The sequence below is a fragment of the Stutzerimonas azotifigens genome (assembly GCF_013522725.1).
In the GTDB taxonomy this organism is placed as follows: domain Bacteria; phylum Pseudomonadota; class Gammaproteobacteria; order Pseudomonadales; family Pseudomonadaceae; genus Stutzerimonas; species Stutzerimonas azotifigens_A.
In genome coordinates this window covers 184939-211446 of the sequence record NZ_JAAMRF010000008.1, presented here as the reverse complement: position 1 = coordinate 211446, position 26508 = coordinate 184939, and the positions used below count along the sequence as shown (strand labels likewise).

Annotated in this window: 21 protein-coding genes; 15 read left to right on the top strand and 6 right to left on the bottom strand. The window is 63.9% G+C overall.

The genetic code is table 11. The features are described 5' to 3' along the window. Positions 1-18 precede the first annotated feature (18 nt). From tagH to G7026_RS16345, 12 genes are all read left to right on the top strand, one after another. A complete protein-coding gene (gene tagH / locus G7026_RS16400) occupies positions 19-1212 on the top strand; it encodes a type VI secretion system-associated FHA domain protein TagH (RefSeq protein ID WP_181071987.1) in 1194 nt (397 codons plus the stop codon). Between the two features lie 5 nt (positions 1213-1217). Next, the gene (tssJ, locus tag G7026_RS16395) at positions 1218-1697 is read left to right on the top strand and encodes a type VI secretion system lipoprotein TssJ (RefSeq protein WP_181071986.1); all 480 of its coding nucleotides are present in this window, start codon (positions 1218-1220) and stop codon (positions 1695-1697) included. Positions 1698-1700: 3 nt separating this feature from the next. Continuing rightward, on the top strand, positions 1701-3032 hold the full coding sequence (tssK, locus tag G7026_RS16390; protein ID WP_181071985.1) for a type VI secretion system baseplate subunit TssK: 1332 nt from the start codon (positions 1701-1703) through the stop codon (positions 3030-3032). 5 nt (positions 3033-3037) lie between these two features. Next, the gene (icmH, locus tag G7026_RS16385) at positions 3038-3910 is read left to right on the top strand and encodes a type IVB secretion system protein IcmH/DotU (protein ID WP_181071984.1); all 873 of its coding nucleotides are present in this window, start codon (positions 3038-3040) and stop codon (positions 3908-3910) included. A gap of 15 nt (positions 3911-3925) precedes the next feature. Continuing rightward, complete coding sequence (gene tssM, locus G7026_RS16380; protein ID WP_181071983.1) at positions 3926-7465, top strand: type VI secretion system membrane subunit TssM; 3540 nt, start codon at positions 3926-3928, stop codon at positions 7463-7465. After that, positions 7465-8202, top strand: coding sequence for a PP2C family protein-serine/threonine phosphatase (locus tag G7026_RS16375; RefSeq protein ID WP_181071982.1), 738 nt, complete (start codon positions 7465-7467; stop codon positions 8200-8202). The genes tssM and G7026_RS16375 overlap by 1 nt, the downstream gene beginning before the upstream one ends. After that, positions 8199-9191: a serine/threonine-protein kinase gene (locus tag G7026_RS16370; RefSeq protein WP_181071981.1), complete on the top strand. Its 993-nt coding sequence runs from the start codon at positions 8199-8201 to the stop codon at positions 9189-9191. The genes G7026_RS16375 and G7026_RS16370 overlap by 4 nt, the downstream gene beginning before the upstream one ends. Before the next feature lie 21 nt (positions 9192-9212). After that, entirely contained in the window at positions 9213-11258 is a 2046-nt protein-coding gene (gene tssI / locus G7026_RS16365; RefSeq protein WP_181071980.1) for a type VI secretion system Vgr family protein, read from the top strand. Positions 11259-11318: 60 nt separating this feature from the next. After that, entirely contained in the window at positions 11319-13715 is a 2397-nt protein-coding gene (locus tag G7026_RS16360) for a hypothetical protein (protein ID WP_181071979.1), read from the top strand. Further along, positions 13712-14470 carry a hypothetical protein gene (locus G7026_RS16355; protein WP_181071978.1) on the top strand — a complete coding sequence of 253 codons (759 nt, stop codon included), beginning with the start codon at positions 13712-13714 and terminating at the stop codon, positions 14468-14470. Before G7026_RS16360 ends, G7026_RS16355 begins: the two co-directional genes overlap by 4 nt. Before the next feature lie 363 nt (positions 14471-14833). Then, positions 14834-16705, top strand: coding sequence for a di-heme-cytochrome C peroxidase (locus tag G7026_RS16350; protein ID WP_181071977.1), 1872 nt, complete (start codon positions 14834-14836; stop codon positions 16703-16705). A gap of 33 nt (positions 16706-16738) precedes the next feature. Further along, on the top strand, positions 16739-17881 hold the full coding sequence (locus G7026_RS16345; RefSeq protein WP_181071976.1) for a catalase family protein: 1143 nt from the start codon (positions 16739-16741) through the stop codon (positions 17879-17881). An 8-nt stretch (positions 17882-17889) separates the two neighbouring features. Here G7026_RS16345 and G7026_RS16340 read toward each other — a convergent pair whose 3' ends face one another. The 5 genes from G7026_RS16340 to purE form a co-directional block, all read right to left on the bottom strand. Further along, complete coding sequence (locus G7026_RS16340) at positions 17890-18564, bottom strand: uracil-DNA glycosylase family protein (protein WP_181071975.1); 675 nt, start codon at positions 18562-18564, stop codon at positions 17890-17892. 19 nt (positions 18565-18583) lie between these two features. Beyond that, positions 18584-19114, bottom strand: a complete 531-nt coding sequence (locus G7026_RS16335; RefSeq protein ID WP_181071974.1) for a DUF3299 domain-containing protein — start codon at positions 19112-19114, stop codon at positions 18584-18586. 53 nt (positions 19115-19167) lie between these two features. Beyond that, positions 19168-19419, bottom strand: a complete 252-nt coding sequence (locus tag G7026_RS16330) for a GlsB/YeaQ/YmgE family stress response membrane protein (RefSeq protein ID WP_181071973.1) — start codon at positions 19417-19419, stop codon at positions 19168-19170. A 120-nt stretch (positions 19420-19539) separates the two neighbouring features. Next, positions 19540-20625, bottom strand: coding sequence for a 5-(carboxyamino)imidazole ribonucleotide synthase (locus G7026_RS16325; RefSeq protein ID WP_181071972.1), 1086 nt, complete (start codon positions 20623-20625; stop codon positions 19540-19542). 3 nt (positions 20626-20628) lie between these two features. Continuing rightward, positions 20629-21120, bottom strand: a complete 492-nt coding sequence (purE, locus tag G7026_RS16320; protein WP_138406379.1) for a 5-(carboxyamino)imidazole ribonucleotide mutase — start codon at positions 21118-21120, stop codon at positions 20629-20631. Between the two features lie 299 nt (positions 21121-21419). On the opposite strand from purE, the gene adhP reads away from it, so the two are divergent. Beyond that, positions 21420-22442, top strand: coding sequence for an alcohol dehydrogenase AdhP (adhP, locus tag G7026_RS16315; RefSeq protein WP_181071971.1), 1023 nt, complete (start codon positions 21420-21422; stop codon positions 22440-22442). Positions 22443-22474: 32 nt separating this feature from the next. On the opposite strand, the gene G7026_RS16310 is transcribed toward adhP, so the two are convergent. Further along, entirely contained in the window at positions 22475-23425 is a 951-nt protein-coding gene (locus tag G7026_RS16310; protein WP_181071970.1) for a LysR substrate-binding domain-containing protein, read from the bottom strand. A gap of 176 nt (positions 23426-23601) precedes the next feature. Between G7026_RS16310 and aspA the strand changes: the two genes are divergently transcribed. Next, positions 23602-25026, top strand: coding sequence for an aspartate ammonia-lyase (gene aspA / locus G7026_RS16305; protein ID WP_181071969.1), 1425 nt, complete (start codon positions 23602-23604; stop codon positions 25024-25026). Between the two features lie 92 nt (positions 25027-25118). Beyond that, positions 25119-26378, top strand: a complete 1260-nt coding sequence (locus G7026_RS16300) for a dicarboxylate/amino acid:cation symporter (RefSeq protein ID WP_181071968.1) — start codon at positions 25119-25121, stop codon at positions 26376-26378. Positions 26379-26508: the final 130 nt, after the last annotated feature.

Genomic DNA, 26508 nt, shown 5'->3' with positions numbered 1-26508 from the left:
GCCAGGAGTAGTAGCACCATGGAATTGGTCTTCGATGTGGTCAGCGCACAGCAGTTCGTGCCTGGGTTGTTGACGACGAAAACCTTCAAGCAGGCCGGCGGCGTTATCGGCCGTGCCGAAGATTGCGACTGGGTCATCCCGGATCGCAAGCGCGTGTTGTCCAGCCGCCACGCCGAAGTGAGTTACCGGGACGGCGCATTCTTCCTCACCGACACCAGCAGCAACGGCATCCAGCTCAAAGACACCGGCGCCAGCCTGGACAAGGGTCGGGCTCAGCGCATCGAGCACGGCAGCGTCTACTGCCTGGGTGATTTCGAAATCCGCGCACGACTGATCCAGGACCCGGCCTCGTTCGAAGGGGATATCGGTCGTCCGCAGCCGGCCGGCAGCATCATCCCCGACGATGCGTTTCTCGATCTCGATCCGCTGACCGCCCTGGACCAACAGGAGCGCGTCTATGCCGAGGTGGATGACCTCACCGCCGTGCTCGCCCCATCGCGGGTGCAGGCCCAGCAACGCGACTATGCCCAGATCGACGAGGAGAACCTGCAGGTACCCGAGCTGGTCATGCCCAGGCCGGCTGCCCAACCCAAGGCCGCTCCAGAGCCCGAGCGCCTGCCGCCCGGCTTCTGGGCGCGCTTCGGCGAGGCGCTGGGCGTCGACCTGGACGAGCTGGATGAAGAGGCCCGACAGGCGCTGGCACTGAAAGCCGCCAGCCTGCTCAGGCAGAGCGTTGGCGGGCTGCAGCAGGCGCTGCGCACCCGTGGCGAACTGAAGAACGAGATGCGCCTGTCGCTGACCACCGTACAGAGCGCCGGCAACAACCCGCTCAAACACAGCATTGACAGTGGCGAAACGCTGACGCTTCTGCTGCGCGGCGGCAAGCCCGGTCAGCTGCCGGGCGAGCAGGCCGTCGGACGTGCCTTCCGCGACCTGCAGGCGCACCAGGTGGCGATGCTGGCCGCCAGCCGCGCGGCCCTCAAGGGGATGCTCGAACAGCTCTCGCCGGACCAGCTGGCGCTGCGCTTCGAACGCGACAACAAACCGCTGATTTCCACCTCCGGCAGCCGCTGGCGCGCCTATCGCCGCCTGCATCTGGCCATGCAGCGCGACGACGACTGGAGCGAGCGGCTGTTCGCCCGCGACTTCGCCCAGGCTTACGAGGAGCAGGTACGCCTGATCGCCACTCTCAACACCGACCTTCAAGGATGATGTCCATGTCTCGCTTCTTCCCCGCAGCCGTCTTCGCGGCGCTGGCCTTGCTCGGCGGTTGCTCGGCGCTCTCGCCCAATTCCGAGCTGACCAAACTCGACCTGTCGCTGCAGGGCAGTGACCGGCTCAACCCCGACCTCAACGGTCGCCCCTCCCCCATCGTGATTCGCCTGATCGAGCTCAAGCATCCAGTGGCCTTCGAGAACGCGGACTTTTTCTCGCTCTACCAGCGCCCCAAGGAAGCCCTGTCGCCAGATCTGGTCATTCAGGAAGAGCTCGAACTGCGCCCCGGCGAGCAGCGCGACCTCAAGCTCTTCGTCCAAGACGGCAGCCGCTATGTGGGCGTGCTGGCCGCCTACCGGGACCTGCCAGAAACCAATTGGCGTTTCGTCGTTCCTCTGCAGCACAGGGCGCAGAACCGCATCGGGCTGAGTCTCGACGAGCGCGGCATCCAGGCCGTCGACCCGCTCGCGAAGGGGAACTGAGCCATGAGCATGAACAAGGTGATCTGGCAGGAAGGCATGCTGCTGCGTCCGCAGCATTTCCAGCAGAGCGACCGTTATTACGACGCGCAGCTCAAGCTGCGCACCCAGAAGCTCGGCCACTACGCCTGGGGCTTCTTCGGGCTGGAGATCGACCGCCAGTTCCTCAACATGGGCAAGTTGGTACTGAGCCAGGCCAGCGGGATTCTTCCCGACGGCAGCCTGTTCGAGATCGGCGCCGAGCGCGAACCGCTGGCCCTGGACGTACCGCCCAACACCGGCAACACCCCGGTCTATCTGGCGTTGCCTCTGGTTACCGGCAACCACATCGAGAGCCGTCGACCGGAGCAGAAGGACGTGCTGGCGCGCTACACCGCCTTCGACGAGGAAGTCGCCGATTCCAATGCCGGTGACAGCAGCAGCAGCCAGGTCAGCACCGGCCGGCCGGACTTTCGGCTGCTGCTCGGCGAGCAGCAGGCCGACCAGGCCTATGTGAAGCTCAAGCTCTGCGACATCCTCGACACCACGCCCGACGGCGTGATCAGCCTCGACCCCGAATACATACCCACCTTCATCGACTTCCAGGCATCCAGCTATCTGCTGTCCTGCCTCAAGGAAGTGATCAGCATGCTCGGCCATCGCGGCGACATCCTCGCCGAACGGATCCGCGCCACCGGCAAGGTGGGCGGTGCCGAGGTCGGCGATTTCATGATGCTGCAGCTGATCAACCGCTACGAGCCCGTGCTGCGCCACTATCTGGGCATCGACCGGGTGCACCCCGAACAGATCTACCGTGAGTTGCTGGGCCTGCTCGGCGAATTGGCGACCTTCTCCAGCGAGACCAAGCGTCCCCGCCTGGAGGGTCGCTACCTGCACAACGACCAGGGAATGTCGTTTCGCAAGCTGATGGATGCGATCCGCCAGGTGTTGTCGATGGTGCTCGAACAACACGCCATCGAGCTGCTGCTGCAACAACGCCAGTACGGCATCCAGGTCTCGCCGCTGCACGACCACAAGCTGCTCGGCAGCGCCTCGTTCGTGCTCGCCGCCAGTGCCCAATGCGACTCCGAAGAATTGCGTCAGCGACTGCCGGCCCATCTGAAAGTCGGCCCGGTGGAGCGCATCCGCCAGCTGGTTAACCTGCACCTGCCGGGTATCAAGGTCAAACCGCTGCCGGTAGCGCCGCGGCAGATTCCATTCCACTCCGGCAAGACCTATTTCGCCTTGGAACTCAACTCCGAGGAATTGGCGCAACTGGAGCGATCCGGCGGCTTCGCCTTCCACGTGTCCGGCGAATTCACCGGGCTTGAGCTGAAATTCTGGGCGATCAGGAACTGACCGACATGATCAGAGAAATGGACTACGGACAGGACGACAAGACGGTCATCCTCAATCGCCACGGCGAGGCCCCGGCACAGAGCCCGCTGACCGACTTCAACGCAGCGCCCAGGTTCGAGCAGCTCGAGGAGCGGATGATCTACGCCGCGCGCCTGCGTCCGGCGGAAAGCTTCAACATCAGCCTCAACCCGCTGGTCGCGGCGGCCTCCACGCTGCTTTCCGAAGTGGTGCGGCTCAAGCACAGCTTCGAAGGCGAGGACCTGCACGCGCTGAACCAGCGCCTGTCGGGAGAACTGAAGCTGTTCGAGCACCGTGCCCTGCACGATGGCGCGGAGAGCAGCCAGGTGATGGCCGCGCGCTACGTGCTGTGTACCGTGATCGACGAAGCGGTGGTGACCACGCCCTGGGGCAATGAGAGCGAGTGGTCGCAGATGAGCCTGCTGTCTTCCTTCCACAACGAGACCTTCGGCGGCGAGAAGTTCTTCCAGTTGCTCGAGCGCCTCTCGCGTAACCCGGTCAAGCACCTGCCGATGCTGGAGCTGATGTACCTGTGCCTGTCGCTGGGTTTCGAGGGCAAGTACCGGGTAATGCCGCGCGGCATGCTCGAACTCGAAGCGGTACGCGACAGCCTCTACCGGCAGATCCGCCAGCTGCGCGGCGACGTGCCGCGCGAGGTCTCGCCGCATTGGCAGGGGCTGCGCGACACCCGCAGACGCCTGGTGCGCATCGTGCCCTGGTGGATGGTTGCGCTGTTCACCCTGATCTGCCTCGGCATGCTGTACGCCGGCTTCGCCTGGGTACTGGGCGAGCAGCGCGACACCGTGCTGCAGCCGTACCAACCCGTCGATCCGACCGTTCAGGTCGAGCCTCAGTCGTAACAAGGACGTAATGCCATGAAGGTTTTTTTCGGCAAGCTTGCCGCGTTTTTCCGCAAGACCTGGGTATGGAGCCTGTGTGTCCTGCTGATGCTGGCCCTGCTGGTGTGGTTCGTCGGGCCGCTGCTGGCGGTGAACGACTACAAGTTCTGGGAATCCTCGACCAGCCGCCTGCTGACCATCGCCGGCCTGTGCCTGGCCTGGGGGCTGTTCATCGTCTTCGCCAGTTGGCGCAGCACGCGCCGCAAGCAGGCCGAGGCCAGCGACGACGAGGCGCAGGAGCGCCTGCGCCGCGAAGGCCTGATCACCGAGGAGCAGAGCGTCCTGCGCGACCGTTACCGGGACGCCATGCGCACCCTCAAGAGTTCGAGCCTGTACCGCGGGCGCAGCGAGAAATGGCGCAACGACCTGCCCTGGTACCTGCTGCTCGGCCCCCAGAGCAGCGGCAAGACCTCGCTGCTGGACTTCTCGGGACTGGACTTCCCCCTCAACCGCGGCGAAAACCAGCGCCTGACAAAGGACGTCTCCGGAACCCGCTACGCCGACTGGTACTTCGCCGACCATGCGGTGCTGATCGATACCGCTGGCCGCTACCTGACCCAGCCCGATGCGTCCGTCGACAGAAAGGCCTGGGACACGCTGCTCGGCCTGCTGCGTCGCCGCCGTGCGCGCCCGCTCAATGGCGTGCTGGTCAACATACCGGTCGAGCACTTGCTGCAATCGAGCGAACAGGAGCTCGAGACGCTGGCGCGCCAGAGCCGCCAGCGCCTGCATGAGATCCACCAGCGCCTCGGCGCCGACGTGCCGGTCTATCTGGTGCTGAGCAAGGCCGACAAGGTGCTCGGCTTCGAAGAATTCTTCGATCAGCTTTCCCGCGAAGAGAGCGACCAGGTGCTCGGCGCGAGCTTTCGCAAGGAGCAGGACGGCACTGACGTCAACGTGGTCCGTGGCGAATTCGAGGAGCTGCTGCGCCGGCTCAACAGCCAAGTGATCCTGCGCATGCACCAGGAGCGCGACACCCAGCGTCGCGGCCGTATCCTCGACTTCCCCCACCAGCTCGGCCAGATCGGCGAGCGCCTGTGCCTGTTCATCGAGCTGGCGTTCTCCGGCAATCGCTACCAGCGCGCCAGCCAGCTGCGCGGTTTCTACCTGACCAGCGCACCGCAACTGCAAGACGCGCTGGACCCGCTGACCAGCGGCATCGGGCGCAACCTGGGCCTGTCGAGCAGCGCGCTACCGACCTTCCGTAATGGCCGGGCGCGCTTCATCAACCATCTACTGAGCCGGGTCATCTTTCCGGAAGCCGACCTCGCCGGACTGGACCAGAAGGAAGTACGCCGGATCGACTGGGGCCAGCGCGCCCTGTATGCCACCAGTTTCGCCTGCCTGGCCTTGTTCGGCGCGCTCTGGGCTACCGGCTTTTCCGGCAACCACCAGCGACTCGAACAGTTGCGCAGCCTCGCCGACCAGCTCGGCCGCGAGAGCCAGGGCATCACTGCCCAGGACGACGCGCTGCGCACCCTCAAGGCGCTGGACACCAGCTACGCGGCAACCCGGGTATTTCCGGCCAAGGCCGAGGTCTCCTATCTGCAGCGCGCCGGGCTGTATCAGGGCGAGGATGTCGATCCGACGGTGCATCAGGCCTACCGCCGTGAACTGGAAAAGCTCCTGCTGCCGCGCATCGGCCGCCAGCTCGAAGCCCAGATCCGTGCCAACCTCACCGACCGCGAACGCCTGCTCGGCAGCCTGCGCGCCTACCTCATGCTCAATCTGGCAGAGCGCCGCGACACGGCTTTCCTCAAGGAGTGGTTGGCCGCCGACTGGTCGCTGCGCTATGCCGGCAACGCCGTGGCGCAAAACGGCCTGAACACCCATTTCGAACGGCTGCTCAGCGAAGACTTCGCACCCTATCGCCTCAACGACCAACTGGTGACGGAAGCGCGCAAGGTACTGCGCAGCGAATCGCTGGCCAACGTCGTCTACCGCATGTTGCGCGACCAGGCCCGCAGCCTGCCCGACTACCGTTTCAGTCAGCGCCTCGGTCCGCAGGGCGCGCTGTTCAACGGCAGCGACTATGCCATCCCCGGCTTCTACACCCAGAACGGCTACCAGAAGTTCTACGTTGCCCAGGGCAGCGACCTGGTTCGCGAGATCCTGCGCGACAACTGGGTGCTCGGCGAGGGCGACAGCCTGAGCCTCAAGGACCTTGGCCGCCTGATGGTCGAGATGGAACAGCTGTACTTCCGCGACTATGCCAACTACTGGGGCGAAGCCGTCGCGCAACTGACGCTGGAGCCTATCGCCGGCGCCGGTCAGGGCGCGGTGCTGCTCAGCGGATTGAGCGCCGCCAACTCGCCGCTGCTGCAATTGCTGGTCGAAGTGCGCGACAACACCCGCTTTGCCGGCGCGGCGGACGCCGCTGGTGACGCAGCGGAAGCTGCCGACGCGCTCAAGGACGCCAACGGCAAGCTGGGCAAGGCTGCCAAGCTGGCCTCCGCCGCAGCCGAGCAGGCCCAGGCGGCACTGGCCAAGAATCTGCCGGACACCGCGCGCAAGACCCTGGAGCGGCGTTTCGAGCCCCTGCACCGCCTGCTCGACGACAACTCGGGCGCCAGTGCCGAGCTGGTGCCGACGCTGCAAGCCATCGATGCATTGCACCTGCAACTGGCGAGCCTGGCCCACGCCAGCGCGCCGGATCAGGCCGCGTTCGAGCTGGCCAAGGCACGCATGGGCGGCCAGCGTGACGCCATCAACCAGCTGCGCGCGAGTGCCGCCCGGCTGCCGCAGCCGATCGGTAACTGGCTCGGCCTGCTTGCCGAAGACAGCTGGACGCTGGTCCTGAACGACGCCTACCACTACCTCAACCAGCGCTACCAGAGCGAGCTGTATGCGTTCTACAGAGGGTCGCTGCGCCAGCGTTACCCGTTCAGCGCCCACAGCGAGAGCGACGTGGCGATCGCCGATTTCCGGGAATTCTTCAAGGCCCAGGGGGTTGCCGACGGCTTCTTTGATCGCTACCTCAAACCTTTCGTCAGCGGCAGCGCCGGCCAGTATCAGCTGCGTCGTGTCGACGGCCGGGGCCTGCCGCTGTCGCGCGAGTTCCTGGCGCAGATGAGCCATGCGCAGACGATCCGCCGCAGCTTTTTCGCGGAGAACCCGAACGAGCCGCAGATCCGCTTCAAGCTCGAGCCCTACTCGCTGGATTCGAGCCTGGGCCGTGCCGATTTCCGCTTCGGTAACCAGCAGATGGAATATCGCCACGGACCGATCGTGCAGACCGCCTTCAGCTGGCCTGCCGACGCCGACGAAGGTCGTACCAGCCTGGTGGTGGAAGAACTGGGCGGGCGCCGCGTCGGCATCGAGAAGAACACCGGCCCCTGGTCGCTGTTCCGCCTGCTCGACCTGATGCAGGTCGACTACCACAGCGGACGCGACGTGCTGATGCTCAAGGCCAACCTGGGCGGCCGCCACGCCAATTACCTGCTGCACAGCCAGCGCTCGCCGAACCCGTTCGACATCGCCCTGCTGCGCGACTTCAAGCTGCCGGCGACCCTGTGATGACGGGCACCACGAGCCTGACCCACGGCTGGCGCAGCGCCGCACGGACCGACAGGGGCAAGGTCCGCGCGCGCAACGAGGACGCCTTCCTCGATTTCCCCGAGCAAGGCCTCTGGGTCATCGCCGACGGCATGGGCGGCCACCACAACGGCGCCTTGGCCAGCCGCCTGATCGTCGAACAGCTGGCCGAACTGCCCGAAGGCAGCCTCGCCGAGCGCCTGGTCAGCCTGCGCCGCTGCCTGCACGACCTCAACCGCCGGCTCGGGCAGGAGCTGACGGTTACCGCTGACCGCCCCGACCCGGTGATCGGCAGCACCGTCGTCGCCCTGCTGATGGAAGGCGAGCGCGCCGCCTGCGTCTGGGCCGGCGACAGCCGCTGCTACCTCTGGCGCGGCGGTCGCCTCTATCAGCTCTCACGCGACCATTCGTTGCTGCAGCAACTGATCGACGAGCAGCACCTCAGCCCGCTGGAGGCCGCACGCCATCCCGCGGCGAATGCCCTGACCCGCGCCATCGGTGCCAGCGAGCAGCTGGTGCTGGATATCCTCGAGTTCGACGTCTACCCGGGCGACACCCTCCTGCTGTGCAGCGACGGGCTCTACCAGAGCCTGTCGCCGGACGCCCTCGGCGCGGCGCTCAATTCGCCGTCATCCGGTCTCGCGCTGCAGCGGCTGTTCGACCAGGCCCTGGACGGGCCGGCACGGGACAACCTCAGTGCCGTGGTGGTCCGCCGATGAACGAACCCCTTCGCGCCGGACCCGACTCTGACCTGACCTACTTCGCGTTTGCCGCCACGGCTGCCGAACCGGCGCCCCAGACGCCGTCTGCCGCCGCCATAGCGGCCGGCGATCTGCCCCAGGTATTGGGCGGTCGCTACCTGATCGAGCGACTGCTGGGCGTGGGCGGCATGGGCGCGGTCTACCGGGCGCGTGATCTCTTGCAGGAGCAGTTTGGCGATCCGGAGCCCTACATCGCACTCAAGACCCTGAGCGATGATTTCGCCGAGTACCCCGACGCCCATGCGCTGCTCTACACCGAGTTCGCGCTGACCGCCCGGCTGAGCCATCGCCATGTCGTGCGGCTGTTCGGCTTCGACGTGGACGCCGCCAGCCAGCGCGCCTTCATCACCCTCGAACTGCTCAAGGGGCCGACCCTCGACCGGTTGCTCAGCGAGCGCCCCGACGGCCTTGCCTGGGACGAGCTGCGCGACATCGCCCTGCCGTTGCTCGAAGCGCTGGCGTACTCCCACAGCCGCGGCGTGATCCATGGCGATCTCAAACCGAGCAACGTGATGCTCTCCGACGATGGCCTGCGCCTGTTCGACTACGGCCTCGGGCAACCGCTCGAAGGCGTGCTGCCCGGCCTGCCCCGCCTCTCGCGCAACCGTTTCACGGCATGGACGCCGCGCTATGCCGCGCTGGAGCTGCTCGACGGCGGTGACCTCTCGGTAGCCACCGATCTCTATGCTCTGGGCTGCTTGCTCTATGAGCTGGCCAGCGGCAGCCACCCGTTCCGCCGCCTGAGCGCCAAGCAGGCCAAGGCCATGGCGCTGGACGGCGAACTGCAGCGGCCGGCCAGGCTGCCGCCGCATTGCTGGCCCGCGCTGCGCTGCGCGCTGGCTTTCGAACCGGCGCAGCGACAAGTGAGCGTCGCCGAACTGCTGGACCTTTTTTGTCGCCCCGCACCCAGTCGCCTGCAGCGCTGGTTCGGGCGCACCCATGGATGACACGAGCACAAAGGAAGCGCCATGTTCAACGCGGCCAATGACACCCATTTCAGCCTCACCATCGAAGGCGTCGAGCATGACCTGCAGGTGCTCGCCTTCACCGGTCGCGAGGCCATCAGCCAGCCCTACCGCTTCGACCTGGAGCTGGTCAGCGAACGCCCGGACCTGGACCTGCAAAGCCTGCTTCATCAGCCAGCGTTCCTCGCGCTCTCACCCGCCGGCAACGGTATCCACGGGCTGGTCCACCGCGTCGCCCAGGGCGAATCCGGCAAACGCCTGACCCGCTACCGACTGGCCATCGTCCCGCAGCTCGCCTACCTCGCGCATCGCACCGACCAGCGCTTCTTCCAACACCTGAGCGTGCCGCAGATCATCGCCCAGGTGCTCGAAGGCCAGGGTATCCAGGCCGACGCCTACCGTTTTCAGCTCGGGCCGGTGGTCTATCCCGAGCGCGACTATTGCACCCAGTACGACGAGACCGACCTGCATTTCATCCAACGCCTGTGCGAGGAAGAAGGCATCCACTACCACTTCGAGCACAGCGAACAGGGGCACGTACTGGTGTTCGGCGACGACCAGACGAGCTTTCCCAGACTCGGGCAGCCCACCGCGTACCTGCAGGACAGCGGCCTGGTCGCCGACGAGCCGGTGATCAAGCGCTTCGCCGTACGGCTGGAAACCCGCACCAGCCGGGTCACCCGCCGCGACTACGATTTCGAACAGCCGCGCCTGCTCATGGAAGCCAACCACAAGGGCCAATCCACAGGCCAGGAGAAGGCGCCGGACCTGGAAGACTACGACTACCCCGGCCGCTTCACCGACCGCGCCCATGGCAGGCACCTGTCCCAGCGCGCGCTGGAGCGCCACCGCGCCGATTACCGCCAGGCCGAAGGCGACAGCGACCAGCCCAGGCTGGTCAGCGGCCATCTGCTGGAAATCGCCGACCACCCACGCCGTGAATGGAACGACCTCTGGCTGCTGACCGAAGTGCTCCACGAAGGCAAACAGCCGCAGGTGCTCGAAGAGTCGGTAACAAGCGACAGTCAGTCAGGTGACGGTTTCACTCAGGGCTACCGCAACCGCTTCACCGCCACCCCTTGGGTCGTCCCCTACCGCCCGGCCCTGATCCACGCCAAGCCGCGTGTACTCGGCAGCCAGAGCGCGGTGGTCACCGGCCCCGCGGGCGAAGAAATCCACTGCGACGAATACGGTCGGGTGAAGGTCCAGTTCTTCTGGGATCGTCACGGCCAAGCCGATGACAAGACCAGCTGTTGGCTACGCGTCAGTTCAAGCTGGGCCGGCGACCGCTACGGCGGCATCGCCATCCCACGTGTCGGGATGGAAGTGCTGGTCACCTTTTTGGAAGGCGACCCGGATCAGCCACTGGTCACCGGCTGCCTGTACCACAAGGAGCACGTCGTCCCCTACGACCTGCCGGCCAACAAGACCCGCAGCGTCTTCAAGACCCTCAGCTCGCCAAGTGGTGGCGGTTATAACGAACTGCGCATCGAAGACCGCCAAGGCGCCGAGCAGATCTATATCCATGCCCAGCGCGACTGGGACGAGAACATCGAGCACGACCAGAAGATCCGCATCGGCCACGAACGCCACGACACCGTCGAGGCCGCTAGCTTCACCGAGCTACGGGCCGAGGAACACCTGAGCGTCACCGGCGACCGCAAGGTGGAGGTCAAACCCGACGACCACCTCACCATCGGCCAGACCCAGCATATCAAGCTCGGCACCGCCCAACTGACCAAGGCCGGCCGCGAGATCCACCTCAAGGCCGGCCAGAAAATGGTCATCGAAGCTGGCCTCGAACTGACACTCACCGCCGGCGGCAGCTTCATCAAGCTCGACCCCGGCGGCATCACCGTCAGCGGCCCGATGATCAAGATAAATGCGGGTGGGGCGCCAGGTAAGGGAGCTGGGATTAAGACCAAGCCGCCGGTGTTGCCGGGGGCTGCGGATAGGGACAAGGCGGGGAATTTGTTGGAGCAGGCTCAGCCGGGCGAGGTACCCAATTCACCTCGTAAACCCAAGCGCTCGCTCAACTTTTCCGGTTAACGCAAGGACGAGGGCTGCTTATCACGCAGCTCCAAAGGCAAGGATCAGGACGTATCGAACATGGCCGAAGACAAACCGATCAACTGGGCTTACCCCTTCCCCAGCAAGGAAGTAGACAGTAGTCCGCTGCAACTTCTCACCCATATGGCCAAGGCCAAGAGCGGTTATTACCCGACCGGCGAGAACGGCCTATGGCATGGAGGTGTGCATTTCGATGAAGGCACGGCAGCCGTATTCGACCAATCGAGTGTGCGCTGCATCGCCGATGGCGAGGTGATTGCCTATCGTATCGATGAAAGCTATCCCGTCAGCGAGTTCACCGATGAAATCCCAAGCATCAAGCGAGCGCCGTTTTCCACAGGGTTCGTTCTGGTCAAACACACTCTTCAGCCGCCACAGCCCAAGAAAGCCGAGGGCGACGCAGCTGATGAGCAAACACCTCCGAGACTGACTCTCTACAGCCTGTACATGCACTTACAGGATTGGGCCGGCTATCAGGCGAAAGCGGATCTGCCACGGCCTGCCTTCTGGGAGGTCAAGAGTCATATCGTCAATACCCAGAGCCAGGGTCTGATCGTTCGCGCCAGTGCCAACAAAGACTCTTCGAATCTATCGGAAATTACCAAGGGAGCCGAAGTCACAGTGACGGCAACCGAGGGTGAGTACAGCAAGCTTGTAAGCCTCATCAACGGCACGGCAAATCCACCCCTCACGGCCGATAGCGAAGGCAATCTTCCCGGCTACATTTCCTCCAAGTTTTTGCAAGCTCGGAGTGAGCCCAGAGAGCTGGGCCATGTAGTGGTTTTGGGTGAAGGCATTCCGATTAAGGCAGGTGAGCTGATCGGCCATCCCGGCATCTATCAAAACTATAATGGTGCCGCTAATCCGCTTGTTCATCTGGAAGTATTCAGCTGCGACAACGTGCCTGGCTTTATCGCTCGTAGTCGTGCCTGGGCAAGCCGCTTGCCGGATGATCAAAAGACCCTGCTCAAGGTCTACAAAGGCGCGAGCAAACTGATCGCCCATCGAGATGATTTCAATGCCGAAAATCCGCCCAAGCTCAGCGACGAAGGAAGCCAGATCGGGGTCGACCTGATCATTCCCCAAGCACTCCTGGATGGCCTGCCAGCGGCGAACAAGATTCAGGTCAGAGCCGAAGGCAGTGCCTCACCAAGCACAACCCACTGGTGGCGGCTCGATGGATTGTTCGCTGACGAGAGCGGAAATCCCATCGACGGCTGGCTAGCCGAACAAGAGTTGATAACCACCCGCCACAGCCCTTGGGAATGGCAGGATTTCCAGTGCATCGAGGAAACCGGAACGCCCTTTGAAAAACTCGCCTACACATTCAATGCCAAAGGCATGCTGAGTGCAGACGAACAGCACAACTACCGCGCCCAGATAAACAGAGCCGATGGCGGCCCTATAGTCGCGCTTGCTCGCCTGTACGACATCGTCGATACCGACCAGAACGGCGTACTGACCAGCCATGAAATCCGAGTGGCGCTGGCCAAGCCCTGGCAAGCTCAAGTACTCGGCCAGTTGATCACCAAGTACGAAAGCGAGTGGTTCTGGAACCAGAGCAAATGGGACGAGCTTGATCCGTTGCTGGAGGAAGAACCAGGAAAGCCGAACCTGATCTGGGAAGCGGAAAAAGAGCGGATCAAGGCGCTGAGTTGGTGGAGTGATCTGACGGAGCGGCATGGCATCAATGGTGATGGGAAAGCGTGGCATTTTCAGCCTATTGCTGCAGCGAGTCTTTTTTTGTACTCGAGCCGATTGATTAATGTCGAACGCTTTATCGCAGAGTACACTAGCCAGCACGAGCAATTCGCCGCCAACACCCCAGCTTTTTCGCAAGTATCCAAGGACAACCTGCGCACCATCGTGGAACTCATCAACAAGTATTACGAAAGCCACCCCGGAAAAACAAATCTCTTCGAGCTTGCATATATGCTCGCGACAGCCCGGCATGAGGCATACTATTTCCCCACTGGCGAATTTTTCAGTTCTAAGCCGGAAGTTGGCGGCGCTGCCTACTTCAATAAATATGACCCGGTACTAGCTGTCACCCAAGAGCATCGAGATCGGGCTATAGAGAATGGGAACAATCTAAAGGGCGATGGCTATAAGTACCGCGGACGGGGACTCGTTCATCTCACTTGGAAGAACAACTACCGCAAGGCTCAAGACTACTTTGGCGTCGATTTCGTGACCCAACCCGACAAAGCCGCCGAACCCGAGCACTCCGTGCCAATCATGATTTGGGGCATGACGGAGGGGATTTTCACCGGAAAGAAACTAAGCCACTACATTAACTCTGCTGGCGTGGACTACACAGGGGCCCGTAGGATCATCAACGGCACCGACCAGCAGCAGCTTATTGCCAGCTATGCACAAAAATTTGAAGCTATCTTAAAACAAACATCCTCGACCAAGGAACCCTTCGCCCCATGAGACGCACATTATCTTTTGCCCTATTGATTTCGCTTACACTGGCCACCACGATATACGCAAATACATATACCGTTTCAACTAATAGCGAATTATCGGAAGTCTATACAGCAAATATGGACACCGGTATTTTAACGATTAACTGGGGAAATGAGACCAAAGTATTCTCCGATATGGTGGGCCATACAGGACAAGCCTCCAGAACTCTTGTACCGTTCAACGGCGGTCCCGCGCTAAGCTACGAAAACTCCGGATCAAATACACATTTCGAGGTGTTTTATACCCTCACGCTTAGGGAAAAGGTCCCCTTTATTGACTGCGTATACGGCAATATTCGCAATGGGCAGAACGGTGTTTCCATTCGCAAAGCTGTGTGCAATCTGCAGAAGCCACTGTCGAGCAATTATCAAGATCTGATTTTCACCTACTCGGACAATTGGATCGAAGCATCCAATACAGTCTCTCTGCAGTCTGTGATGACCGAGCCCTCTGAAGCTGCTGACGCGCCCCTAGGCCAACTGGGCGAAGTTTATGTAGCACTGCGCTACGATTCGGTCGAAGAGCTAATGTCTGCAACTCCAAAAACCATAGCGACAGTAGGTGCCAAAAACCATGAAGTGACCATCGGCAACGCTTATTTGGTGTATGAAGCCGATGGCATTACACCATTAGCGTTGGATATTGAGACGGACCCTGCCACACATTCATTGAAACGCCTGACTCCTACGGAGCTGTTACTAGCCGTTGAGGCCGACTGAAAAGAAATAAGAAGTAGCAAAAGAAAATAAAAACCACCCCATACATAGATCAGGCCAAACAATACACAGCAAACTTCAATTCATATAACGCACATCCAATAGCAGCGCCACCACTTATACAGTTAATATATGTCCCGGGCTAAGATTTTTATCCACCTTGGTCGCAGAAGCAATAGAGGGCCAGCCATCATTATCCGTTGCACCAACGAAACTTAAAAAGTTGCGAGGAAGCCTGCTGGACTTGGGATTAGCCATTCCCAAGCCGCTGCTAACTCGTTCAAAACGTTGCTCACGCTGTATTGCCATCCCCGCGAGACCCTGCCATAAACGGTCCATTCGCCTGGCGCTACAAGGATGTGAGTGATGCGATTACTACGACGTGCCCTGTTCGGGTTTTTGGTGGTGGCTGTGTTGCTGGTGGGGGTGGGGCTTTATTTCGTCGCCTATCCCAACCTGCCGGACTACGAGCCGCCTCAAGCACTTCACTACCTCGACCAGTGGAGCGAGGCAGATCGGCAGACCTATTACTACACGCCACAGGGAACACAGGTGAAAGGCCTGCATTACGCCTGGTTCGGCGCGTTGGAGAAGCCTTTCAGCCGGGACCGGCTGGCAGCGCCCGAGTACCTGGCGCGATTCGGTTTTCTGGTCGACCCGCAGCAGCACCCTTCCCCGCTTAACCCCGGCAATCTGCCCGTGGGCTTTGCTCGTCATGAATACGCCAGCACCGGCGTCGCCTATCTCGATATCACCTGCGCCGCCTGCCACACCGGCGAGCTGCGCCATGACGGCCAAGCCGTTCGCATCGACGGTGGGGCAGCGATGCATTCGCTGGCGTCCACGGTGCCGACGCTACGCGGTGGTGCCTTTGGCCAGGCGCTCGGCATGAGCATGGCCTTCACCTACTACAACCCGCTGAAGTTTCGTCGTTTCGCCCAGGAGGTGCTCGGCGAGGACTACGAGCGCGACCGCGATCAGCTGCGCGAGGACTTCAAGCAGGTACTCGACCGCCTGCTGGGCACGGCTTACAACGACTGGCACCGCGGGCTCTATCCGACCGAAGAAGGCTTCGGACGCACCGACGCGTTCGGTCGCATCGCCAACGGCGTGTTCGGCGATGCCATCGATGCCGACAACTACCGCGTCGCCAACGCCCCGGTCAGTTATCCGCACCTGTGGGACATCTGGAAATTCGACTGGGTGCAATGGAACGGCTCGGCCATGCAGCCGATGGCGCGCAATATCGGCGAAGCACTTGGCGTCGGCGCGACGCTTCACCTGCTGGGCGAAAATGGCGAGCCGCTGCCTGAAGCCGAGCGTTATGCCTCCGGGGTGCGCGTGCGTGACATGCATACGCTGGAAACCACGCTCATGCGTCTGGCCCCGCCGCGCTGGCCGGAGCCGGTGTTCGGGAAGATCGACCTGCAGCAAGCCAGCCTAGGCCGTGCACTGTTCCGCGAGAATTGCGCCCATTGCCACGAGGCGCGGCCCAAGCCCGTCGACCAGCGTTTCGCGCCGGAGCGCGATCCTGAGTGGCATCTGCCGGTGATCCCCACCTCGGTGGTCGGTACCGATCCGACCACGGCCGACAACATCGCCGATCACCGCTTCGACCTGACCCGCCTGGGCTGGTCCCAGGAGGAACTCGACCGGCTGGACGTGCGCCTCGAGGGCGAGGCGTCCGGCCCGCTGGACCTGAGCAGCCTCTCAAGTGCCAAGGGGCTGGCCTACATCACCGCCTATGTCGAAGAGCGCGCCTACCGCGAAGCCGGCATCGGCGAGACCGAGCGCGCCGAGTTCGACGGCTTCGGCCTGCCCATCGGCGTGCAGGAAATACGCGGCTACAAGGCCCGGCCGCTGGACGGTGTCTGGGCGACGCCGCCCTTCCTGCACAACGGTTCGGTGGCGAACCTGTTCGAGCTGCTGTCGCCGCTCGCCGAGCGCCAGACGCGCTTCTGGGTGGGCAGTGCGGAGTTCGATCCGGTGCGGGTGGGCTTTCGCAGCGAGCGGTTCCCCGGCGGCTTTCTGCTCGACACCTCGATCACCGGCAACGGCAACCAGGGCCACGAATTTCGCGCCGGTTGCCGACAGAACGGTGTGATTGGCCGCGCCCTGCAGCCCCACGAGCGCTGGGCGCTGGTCGAGTACCTGAAGGTACTGGGCGACCCGCAGATGGAAGCGCGACTGAGCGAGATCACGCCCAGACCCTGGACGCCGGGGCCGCGCTGCGGCTGACGCCTCGAACCTAACCGCAGAAGGATTTTGCACATGCTCAAGAAATGTTGGCTCTGGTTTGGCCGCGTGCTCGGCCTGCTCGTGCTGGTGGCCCTGATCGTCGGGCTCGTCGGGGGACTGACTGGTACCCTGATCGACGCCTGGAAGCACTCGGGGCCGGTCTCCACCGAGGAGGAGATTCCGCTCAGCGAGGCGTCCGACACCCGCGCGATCATCGCTGACGCCATCTCGGTTGTCGAACAGCACCGCGACAACACCCGCCTGCTGCGCGATGCCCACGCCAAGGCCCACGGCTGCGTCAAAGCGGAAGTCAGGGTTCGCGAGGGCATCGACCCAGAACTCAGGCACGGTGTATTCGCCGAGCCGGGCAAGCAGTGGGACGCCTGGATGCGGCTATCCAACGGCAACGCCTACCCGCAGTTCGACCGCGTGCGCGATGCCCGGGGCATGGCTCTGAAGCTGCTGGACGTGCCGGGAGAAAAACTCACGCGCAACCCGCGCCATGCCCTCGAGCAGGACTTCGTGATGTTCAACCATTCGGCGTTCTTCGTACGAGACGTGGCCGAGTACCGCAGCAACTTCTCCGCCCAGGCAGAGGGCAAGCGGGTGCTGGCGTTCTTTCCCGAATGGGACCCGCGCAGCTGGGAGCTGCGCCACCTGATCATCGCGCTAAAGACGCTCTCCCCCGCCCCACAAAGCCCGATGACGACCACCTATCATTCGGTCGCGCCCTTCACACTCGGGCCACTGAACATCAAGTATCGCGTGGTACCGGCGCCGGAGAATTGCCCCCACTACGTGTTGCCCGAGCAGAATCGAGACCTGCCCAACTTCCTGCGCAGTGCGCTCTACCGGCAGTTGTCCCTGGACCGCGTGCCGGCCTGCTTCACGCTGCAGGTCCAACGGCAGAATGCCGAACATTACATGCCCATCGAGGACACCAGCATCGAGTGGGACGAGGCGATCTCGCCGTTCGAGACGGTGGCCGACGTCCGGGTACCCGCGCAGGATTTCGACAGCCCCGAACAGAACCTCGATTGCGACAACCTGTCCTTCAACCCCTGGCATGCGCTACCCGAACACCGCCCCATCGGCGGTATCAATCGCCTGCGCAAGGCGGTTTACGAATCCATCAGTGCCTATCGGCTCGATCGCAACGGCGCGGCCGATCGATAACCGGCGCTTCAGCTCAGCTTCAGCGCGCTCAATCGCGCCTCGAGCAGTTCGGGAAATCGCTTGAACCAGATCTGGTTGAGCGGCGAGGGATGGGGCAGCGGGTGCAGACGGAGGCGACGTGCGGTACCACCGTCGGTCTGCATGTCCACCTCGATGCTCGCGTCGAACCGGTCGTCGCGCTGCCAGAACTGCTCAAGCGCCTCGCGCACCGCCTTCGGTTGCTCGATGCCGAACCAGAGAAAGGCCTCGCGGCCGAGGGTGATGATGTCGCGGCCCTGCCAGCCGTCGATCAGCAGGCGCCGCATCAGTGGATGAAAACGCCGCTTCACCTGCATGGACCAGGCTTTGTTACCGATCGGCTTGTACGGCACGGTGTTGATCCAGAAATAGTCCCGGCTCAACGCCCGACCCGCCTCGAAGTCGGGCATCGGCTCACCGTGCAGATGTCGATAGAGGACCTTGCGCACGATCTGCCCGCCACTGCCGATAAAGGGCTCGCCATGCTTGACCTCGTCACGCCCGGGATCGCGGCCGAAGAAGGCCAGCGGCGCATCGGCACGGCCCAGGCCGATCAGCGGCTCGAGCGGATCCTTGTCGAAGCGAGCATAAGTCTCGACATCGATGCCCTGGGTATCGCTGGCAAGATCGCGAAAGGCCTGGCGCTGCTTCTTGTCGAGGGGCATGGGTGGGCTCCGGTTCGAGCTAGAGGTCGTCTTCCTCGACCACCTTCACCGCCGCGGCATCGATCGCATAGGCGGCATCGGCCAGGTCGTTGCTGACCGGCTCGACCCGCAGCGTACCGTCGACCCAGAGCGGGGTGTAGATATCGTCGAGCTGCAGACCCTTGGGGTAGCGGACCAGCACGATCTGATTCGGCGGCGGTGGCGGCACGTGGATGCAGGCTCCCGGATAGGGCACCAGGAAGAATTCGGTGCTGCGTCCGCGGGCGTCGGTTTCCAGCGGTACCGGATAACCGCCCAGACGAAGCGTTTTGCCATCGAGCGCCGGCACTGTCTTGGCCGAATACATCACCTCGGGAAGCTCGCCCTGCTGCTTGAGCCCACCCTTGTCGCTGAAGCCCTGCCCTTCAGGCGAATCGTGACTGATCTCAGGCATGGCTTCGAGCGCCGCGCGGTCTTCGGGCGGCATCAACTCCAGCCAATCGAGTTCGGCAGGTGCGGCGTGGGTGAAGGATGCGAACAACAGAAGGAGCAGCAGAATCGGTCGGGACATGGCGGTTACGGCTGGAATGCAAGGGGCCGCCAGGGCAGCCCCTACGCGGAAGGTCAGTGCTTACGGCTGGTGACCATACCGTATATCACCAGCAGGATGATCGCACCGACGACTGCGCCGATAAAGCCCGCGCCCTCGCCCGCTTGGTAGAGGCCCAGGGCCTGGCCGCCGTAACTGGCGAGTAACGAACCGCCAATACCGAGCAGGATGGTCATGATCCAGCCCATGCTGTCGTTACCCGGCTTGAGGAAACGTGCGATGAGACCGACGATCAGGCCGATGATGATGGTTCCGATGATACCCATTGGCATTACTCCAAGGTCTTGCGCGAAAAGCCGCGTACCTCATCCGACCAATGAGCGCCGGCGCAGTTCGCCTACCTGGAGTGCCGACCGCGAGCCACCGGGCGGTGGCTCGCAGGGTCATCAGCTACGTTCGATCAGCGACTCAACCGCGGTGATCTGCCGGTCCAGGGTCGCGCGATCCGGGCATCGCAGGGTGGCATGACCGACCTTGCGGCCGACCTTGAAGGCCTTGCCGTAGTGATGCAGATGGCAGTCTTCGATCGCCACCACCTTGGCCACCGGCGGCACCTCACCGATGAAGTTGAGCATCGCACTCTCGCCCAGCTTGTCGGTAGCGCCCAGGGGCAGGCCGGCGATCGCCCTAAGGTGGTTCTCGAACTGGCTGCACTCGGCGCCTTCGATGGTCCAGTGACCGGAGTTGTGCACGCGCGGAGCGATCTCGTTGGCCTTGAGCCCACCGTCTACCTCGAAAAATTCGAAGGCGAGCACGCCCACGTAGTCGAGCTTTTCCAGCACCCGACCGACGTAGTCCTGGGCCAGCGCCTGCAACGGATGCGCGCTACTGGCCACCGACAACCGCAGAATCCCGGCTTCATGGGTGTTATGCACCAGCGGGTAGAAGCGCGTGTCCCCGTCACGCCCGCGCACGGCGATCAATGACACCTCGCCGGTAAAAGGCACGAAGCCTTCGAGGATGCAGGGCACGCTACCCAGTTCGGCGAACGCGCCGCTGACGTCTGCGGCCTTGCGCAGCACTTTCTGGCCCTTGCCGTCGTAGCCCAGGGTACGGGTCTTGAGCACGGCCGGCAGGCCGATGCGGGCGACGGCGGCGTCCAGGTCGGCCTGCGACTGGATGTCGGCGAATTCCGGCGTCGGAATACCGAGCTCCTGGAACATGGACTTTTCGAACCAGCGATCACGGGCGATACGCAGTGCGTCGGCCGATGGATAGACCGGCACGAACTGCGACAGGAAGGCGACCGTCTCGGCCGGCACGCTTTCGAACTCGAAGGTCACCAGGTCCACTTCGTCGGCCAACTGCCGCAGATGGTCCTGATCGCCGTAATCGGCGCGGATGTGCTCGCCCAGGGCCGCCGCGCAGGCGTCCGGGGCCGGATCGAGAAAGGCGAAATCCATTCCCAGCGGGGTGCCCGCCAGCGCCAGCATGCGGCCCAGCTGGCCGCCCCCAATTACACCGATCTTCATCTGTCAGGCCTCGCGCGGGTCCGGGTTGCTCAGCACGGTATCGGTCTGTTCCTGGCGGAACTGCTTGAGCGCGGCGTGATACTCGGGAAATTCATGGCCGATGATGCTCGCAGCGAGCAGCGCGGCATTGACCGCGCCGGCCTTGCCGATGGCCAGGGTGGCGACCGGTACGCCAGCCGGCATCTGCACGATCGACAGCAGCGAGTCGACGCCCGAGAGCATCGAGGACTGCACCGGCACGCCGAGCACTGGCAGGTGGGTCTTGGCCGCGCACATGCCCGGCAGGTGCGCCGCGCCGCCGGCGCCGGCGATGATCACGCGCAGGCCGCGCGCTTCGGCCTGTTCGGCGTACTGGAACAGCAGGTCCGGCGTACGGTGCGCCGATACCACTGTGACCTCGTGGGGAATGCCCAGCTTTTCCAGCATGTCGGCGGTGTGGCTCAAGGTGGACCAGTCGGACTTGGAGCCCATGATCACGCCTACCAGTGCGCTCATCGTCGTGCCTCTCATCGGGCGCCCAGCCGGGCGCATCAATAAACAAGCCACGCCGGGCGGCCCGGGCGTGGCTCGTGTGGTGATCAATGGTTGGCGCCTGGCCAACCGAAGGCCGCGCAGTATAGCCCATGGGCTGCACGGGGACACTCGCGCGTGCACCGCCCGCGCGGCTCTGGACGAGAGGCGCAACCGTCCGTCGCCTGGCGGCCCGGATCGGCGAAGACATTGATCTGTGTCTAGGCTTACCCCCACTTCACGCTCTCAGACTCGACCCGTTGACCATCATTGGAGGATGCACCATGCCCCAGACAATGAAAGCCGCGGTAGTCCATGCCTTTGGCGAACCCTTGCGCCTGGAGGAAGTAAAGGTTCCCCTGCCCGGACCCGGGCAGATCCTGGTGAAGATCGCCGCCTCGGGCGTCTGCCACACGGACTTGCACGCCGCCGACGGCGACTGGCCGGTAAAACCGGCGCTGCCGTTCATTCCCGGTCATGAGGGCGTCGGCCATGTCGCCGCGGTCGGTGCCGGCGTCAGCCGCGTCAAGGAGGGCGACCGCGTCGGCGTACCCTGGTTGTATACCGCCTGCGGCTGCTGCGAGCACTGCCTGACCGGCTGGGAAACGCTCTGCGCAGGCCAGCAGAACACCGGCTATTCGGTCAACGGCGGCTACGCCGAATACGTGCTGGCCGACCCGGACTACGTCGGCATCCTGCCCAAGGAGGTCGCGTTCGACGAGATCGCCCCGATCCTCTGCGCTGGCGTCACCGTCTACAAGGGCCTGAAGGTGACCAATGCGCGCCCGGGGCAGTGGGTTGTGATCTCCGGTATCGGCGGGCTCGGCCACGTGGCGGTGCAGTACGCGCGGGCGATGGGCCTGCACGTGGCCGCGGTGGACGTGGACGACGCCAAGCTGGAGCTGGCGCGCAAGCTCGGCGCCAGCCTGACGGTCAACGCGCGCACCGAGGATCCGGTGGCGGTCATCCAGCGCGACATCGGCGGCGCCCATGGCGTGCTGGTCACCGCGGTCTCCAACAGCGCCTTCGGCCAGGCGATCGGCATGGCGCGGCGGCACGGCACCGTGGCGCTGGTCGGACTGCCGCCGGGGGATTTCCCGACGCCGATCTTCGATGTGGTGCTCAAGGCGATCAGCATCACCGGCTCGATCGTCGGCACCCGCGCCGACCTCCAGGAAGCGCTGGACTTCGCCGGCGAAGGGCTGGTCAAGGCGACCGTCCACACCGACACGCTGGACAACGTCAACCGCATCCTCGACGACCTGCGCGCCGGACGCATCGAAGGCCGCGTCGTCATGCAGATGTAACGCCAAGCGCGACCCGCCTAGACGGGTCGCGCTCACTCGCCGGTGCCGGTGCCGGTGCCGGTGCCGGTGCCGGTGCCGGTGCCGGTGCCGGTGCCGGTTTCCAGCTTGCGCCAGAGCAGCCGCACCGGTGCCCGGCGCACCAGCGCGCAGCGGTACAGGCGAATCTCCAGCGGCACCTGCCACTGCTCGCCACCGCAGATCAGCAACTCCCCACGGGCGAGTTCGGCGGTCACGCTCAGGCGCGGCACCCAGGCCAAGCCCAGCCCCTGCAAGGCCATGCTCTTGAGACTGTCCGCCATTGCCGTCTCGTAGACGGTGGTGGCCCGCAGGCCGCGCTGACGCAGCAGCAGGTTCACCGACCGTCCGAGCGAGGCACCGGCACTGTAGGCCAGCAGCGGTACGTTGCGGCCGCTGTCGGGGTCGAACAGCGGCTGGCCATCGGCATCCGGCGCGCACACCGGGACGATCTCGGTGCGCCCGAGCGCCAGCGATGGAAACAACTCCGGATCCATCTGCAGCACCGCATCCGGGTCGTAGTAGGAGAGGATCAGGTCGCAGGTGCCCTCGCGCAGCGAATGCACCGCCTCGCCGACGTTGGTAGCCACCAGCCGCGTCTTCAGCGGCAGGCCGTCGCGTCGCAGCCGGGCGATCCACTCCGGGAAGAAGCCGAGCGACAGCGAATGCGCGGCGGCGATCTGCAGCACCTCGCCGCGCTGCCCTTCGAGGTTGTGCAGGTAACGCACCACCTCGCCGACCTGCTCGACCATGCTGCGCGCGGTCACCAGGAACAGCTGCCCCGCCTCGGTGAGTTCCACCGGGGTACGGGCGCGGTTCACCAAAGTCAGACCAAGGGTGCTTTCCAGGCTGCGGATGCGCCGGCTGAACGCCGGCTGAGTGACGAAACGCCGCTCGGCGGCCTGGGAGAAACTGCGGGTGGCGGCCAGGGCGACGAAGTCTTCCAGCCACTTGGTCTCGATGTTCATGCGTTTAATGGCTCCTTGAGCGACCTGCATACGCTGGACGTTCGTACTAGGTCACGCCGACATTATGCCGATTGTGCATGACCCAGCGCGCAACGGCATTGGTCGGAAACAGGCTGCGAGCCCTATTCTAGCGCCCCATCGCGGCATCTCCCGCTTCCCTCAGGATGAGACATCTCATGTCCTCTGCTGCATCATCGCGCCTCGAAAAAGACCTGCTCGGTAACCTCGAAGTCCCTGCCGACGCCTATTACGGCATCCAGACGCTGCGCGCGCTGAACAACTTCCGCCTCACCGGTGTTCCGCTTTCCCACTACCCCAAGCTGGTCGTCGCCCTGGCGATGGTCAAGCAGGCCGCAGCCGACGCCAACCGCGAGCTCGGCCACCTTAGCGAGGCCAAGCACGACGCCATCAGCGCCGCCTGTGCCCGCATCGTGCGGGGCGAGTTCCACGATCAGTTCGTGGTGGACATGATCCAAGGCGGCGCCGGCACCTCGACCAACATGAACGCCAACGAGGTGATCGCCAACGTCGCGCTCGAGGCGATGGGCCACGCCAAGGGCGAGTACGCGCATCTGCACCCGAACAACGACGTGAACATGGCGCAGTCGACCAACGACGCCTATCCCACCGCCATCCGCCTCGGATTGCTGCTGGGTCACGACACGCTGCTGGCGAGCCTCGACAGCCTGATCCAGGCGTTTGCCGGCAAGGCCGGCGAGTTCGCCCAGGTGCTGAAGATGGGTCGCACCCAGCTGCAGGATGCGGTGCCGATGACCCTCGGCCAGGAATTTCGCGCCTTCGCCACCACCTTGGGCGAAGACCTGGAGCACCTGCGCCTGATCGCCCCGCAGTTGCTGGTGGAAGTGAACCTGGGCGGAACCGCGATCGGCACCGGCATCAACGCCGACCCGGGCTACCAGGCGCTGGCCGTCTCGCGCCTGGCATTGATCAGCGGCCAGCCGCTCAAGCCCGCCGCCGATCTGATCGAGGCGACCTCCGACATGGGCGCCTTCGTTACCTTCTCCAGCATGCTCAAGCGCCTGGCGGTGAAGCTGTCGAAGATCTGCAACGACCTGCGCCTGCTCTCCAGCGGCCCGCGCACCGGGATCAACGAAATCAATCTGCCGGCCCGCCAGCCGGGCAGTTCGATCATGCCCGGCAAGGTCAACCCGGTGATCCCCGAGGCGGTCAATCAGGTCGCCTTCGAAGTGATCGGCAACGATCTGGCGCTGACCATGGCGGCCGAAGCCGGCCAGCTGCAGCTCAACGTGATGGAGCCGCTGATCGCCTACAAGCTGTTCGACTCGATCCGCCTGCTGCAACGCGCCATGGACATGCTGCGCGAGCATTGCGTCACCGGCATCACCGCCAACGAGGCGCGCTGCCGTGAACTGGTGGAGAACTCCATCGGCCTGATCACCGCGCTGAACCCCTACATCGGCTACGAGAATGCCACCCGTATCGCTCGCCAGGCCCTTCTTACCGGCCGCGGTGTGCTCGAACTGGTGCGCGAGGAGCGCCTGCTCGACGAAGCCATGCTCGCCGAGATCCTGCGTCCGGAAAACATGATTGCGCCCCGACTGGTCCCGCTGAAAGTCTGAGTGCACCCAACACCGCGTCCGGTCTGCCGGGCGCGTAACAAAGGGCTGCATGAAGCGGCCCGCTTCAACAAAAACAACAACCTGGAACGACCATGACTCAGAGCACCTCCCTTTCCGCTCCGCTGCGCCTGCTCGGACGCCTGGCCCTGTGGCAGCAGATCCTCATCGGCCTTGCGCTAGGCATTGGCGTCGGCATCATCTTCAAAGACGATGCACTGGTCCTGGCGCCGATCGGTACGCTGTTCCTCAATGCGATCAAGATGCTCATCGTGCCGCTGGTATTCGTCTCGCTGGTGGCCGGCATCACCTCCATGCAGGACAGCGCCAAACTCGGCCGGATCAGCATCAAGACCATCCTCATTTACTTGGTGACCACAGCCTTCGCAGTGACCATCGGCCTGCTATTCGGCGCGCTGTTCGCCCCTGGGGAGGGCATGAACATGGTTGCCAGCGGGGCGGCCGAGGCCAAGCAGGCGCCCTCGCTGATCAGTATCCTGGTCGGGCTGGTACCAACCAATCCGGTCACCGCCTTCGCCGAAGGCAACATCCTGCAGATCATCGTCTTCGCCATCGCCCTGGGCGTGAGCCTCAACCTGGTCGGCGAGAAGGCCGCTCCGGTTACCCGGCTGTTCGACGGCCTCGCCGAAGCCTTCTACAAGCTCACCGACTTGGTGATGCGCTTCGCGCCGTTCGGCGTCTTCGCCCTGACCGCCGGTGTCGTCGGTAGCCACGGTGCCGAAGTGCTGCTGCCTCTGGCCGGTGTCATCGGGGTGATCTACCTCGCCAGCATCGTTCATGTGCTCTTCGTCTATGGCGGCCTGCTCGCGCTGCTGGCACGGCTGAGCCCGCTGCGTTTCTTCCGCGGCATCGCGCCGGCGCTGGCGGTGGCCTTCAGCACCTCGAGCAGCTCGGGCACCCTGCCGGTCTCGATCGAATGCGCGCGCAAGAACCTCGGCGTGTCCCAAGGCGTGGCCGGCTTCGTGTTGCCGGTCGGTACGACCATCAACATGGACGGCACGGCGATCTACCAGGGCGTGCTGGCGCTGTTCATCGCCCAGGCCTTCGGCGTCGACCTCAACGCCGGCCAGTACCTGATGATCATCCTCACCGCCACCCTCGCCTCGGTGGGCACCGCCGGCATTCCCGGCGCCGGCCTGATCATGCTGAGCCTGGTGCTGACCTCCGTCGGCCTGCCGATCGAAGGCGTGGCGCTGATCGCCGGTATCGACCGCATCCTCGACATGGCCCGTACCACGGTCAACGTCGCCGGCGACCTGATGACCGCCACCCTGATCGGACGCAGCGAGAACGAAATCGACAGCGACATCTACAACAGCGTCAACAAGCCGTGACGCTTTAGCGTTGTCCCGACGCCCCGTGCGACCTCGGTCCGCGGGGCGTTTTGCTGTCAGGGCCAGGCTGCGACGAGTCCCAGGCCGCTCCCGAAGCGAATGGTGGGCTCGATCACACTCAGGGTGTTGG

Bases quoted from the DNA above. Each gene is read 5' to 3' on its own strand.
- tagH (WP_181071987.1), top strand. From the start codon at position 19: ATGGAATTGGTCTTCGATGTGGTCAGCGCACAGCAGTTCGTGCCTGGG.
- tssJ (WP_181071986.1), top strand. From the start codon at position 1,218: ATGTCTCGCTTCTTCCCCGCAGCCGTCTTCGCGGCGCTGGCCTTGCTC.
- tssK (WP_181071985.1), top strand. From the start codon at position 1,701: ATGAGCATGAACAAGGTGATCTGGCAGGAAGGCATGCTGCTGCGTCCG.
- icmH (WP_181071984.1), top strand. From the start codon at position 3,038: ATGATCAGAGAAATGGACTACGGACAGGACGACAAGACGGTCATCCTC.
- tssM (WP_181071983.1), top strand. From the start codon at position 3,926: ATGAAGGTTTTTTTCGGCAAGCTTGCCGCGTTTTTCCGCAAGACCTGG.
- G7026_RS16375 (WP_181071982.1), top strand. From the start codon at position 7,465: ATGACGGGCACCACGAGCCTGACCCACGGCTGGCGCAGCGCCGCACGG.
- G7026_RS16370 (WP_181071981.1), top strand. From the start codon at position 8,199: ATGAACGAACCCCTTCGCGCCGGACCCGACTCTGACCTGACCTACTTC.
- tssI (WP_181071980.1), top strand. From the start codon at position 9,213: ATGTTCAACGCGGCCAATGACACCCATTTCAGCCTCACCATCGAAGGC.
- G7026_RS16360 (WP_181071979.1), top strand. From the start codon at position 11,319: ATGGCCGAAGACAAACCGATCAACTGGGCTTACCCCTTCCCCAGCAAG.
- G7026_RS16355 (WP_181071978.1), top strand. From the start codon at position 13,712: ATGAGACGCACATTATCTTTTGCCCTATTGATTTCGCTTACACTGGCC.
- G7026_RS16350 (WP_181071977.1), top strand. From the start codon at position 14,834: ATGCGATTACTACGACGTGCCCTGTTCGGGTTTTTGGTGGTGGCTGTG.
- G7026_RS16345 (WP_181071976.1), top strand. From the start codon at position 16,739: ATGCTCAAGAAATGTTGGCTCTGGTTTGGCCGCGTGCTCGGCCTGCTC.
- G7026_RS16340 (WP_181071975.1), bottom strand. From the start codon at position 18,564: ATGCCCCTCGACAAGAAGCAGCGCCAGGCCTTTCGCGATCTTGCCAGC.
- G7026_RS16335 (WP_181071974.1), bottom strand. From the start codon at position 19,114: ATGTCCCGACCGATTCTGCTGCTCCTTCTGTTGTTCGCATCCTTCACC.
- G7026_RS16330 (WP_181071973.1), bottom strand. From the start codon at position 19,419: ATGGGTATCATCGGAACCATCATCATCGGCCTGATCGTCGGTCTCATC.
- G7026_RS16325 (WP_181071972.1), bottom strand. From the start codon at position 20,625: ATGAAGATCGGTGTAATTGGGGGCGGCCAGCTGGGCCGCATGCTGGCG.
- purE (WP_138406379.1), bottom strand. From the start codon at position 21,120: ATGAGCGCACTGGTAGGCGTGATCATGGGCTCCAAGTCCGACTGGTCC.
- adhP (WP_181071971.1), top strand. From the start codon at position 21,420: ATGCCCCAGACAATGAAAGCCGCGGTAGTCCATGCCTTTGGCGAACCC.
- G7026_RS16310 (WP_181071970.1), bottom strand. From the start codon at position 23,425: ATGAACATCGAGACCAAGTGGCTGGAAGACTTCGTCGCCCTGGCCGCC.
- aspA (WP_181071969.1), top strand. From the start codon at position 23,602: ATGTCCTCTGCTGCATCATCGCGCCTCGAAAAAGACCTGCTCGGTAAC.
- G7026_RS16300 (WP_181071968.1), top strand. From the start codon at position 25,119: ATGACTCAGAGCACCTCCCTTTCCGCTCCGCTGCGCCTGCTCGGACGC.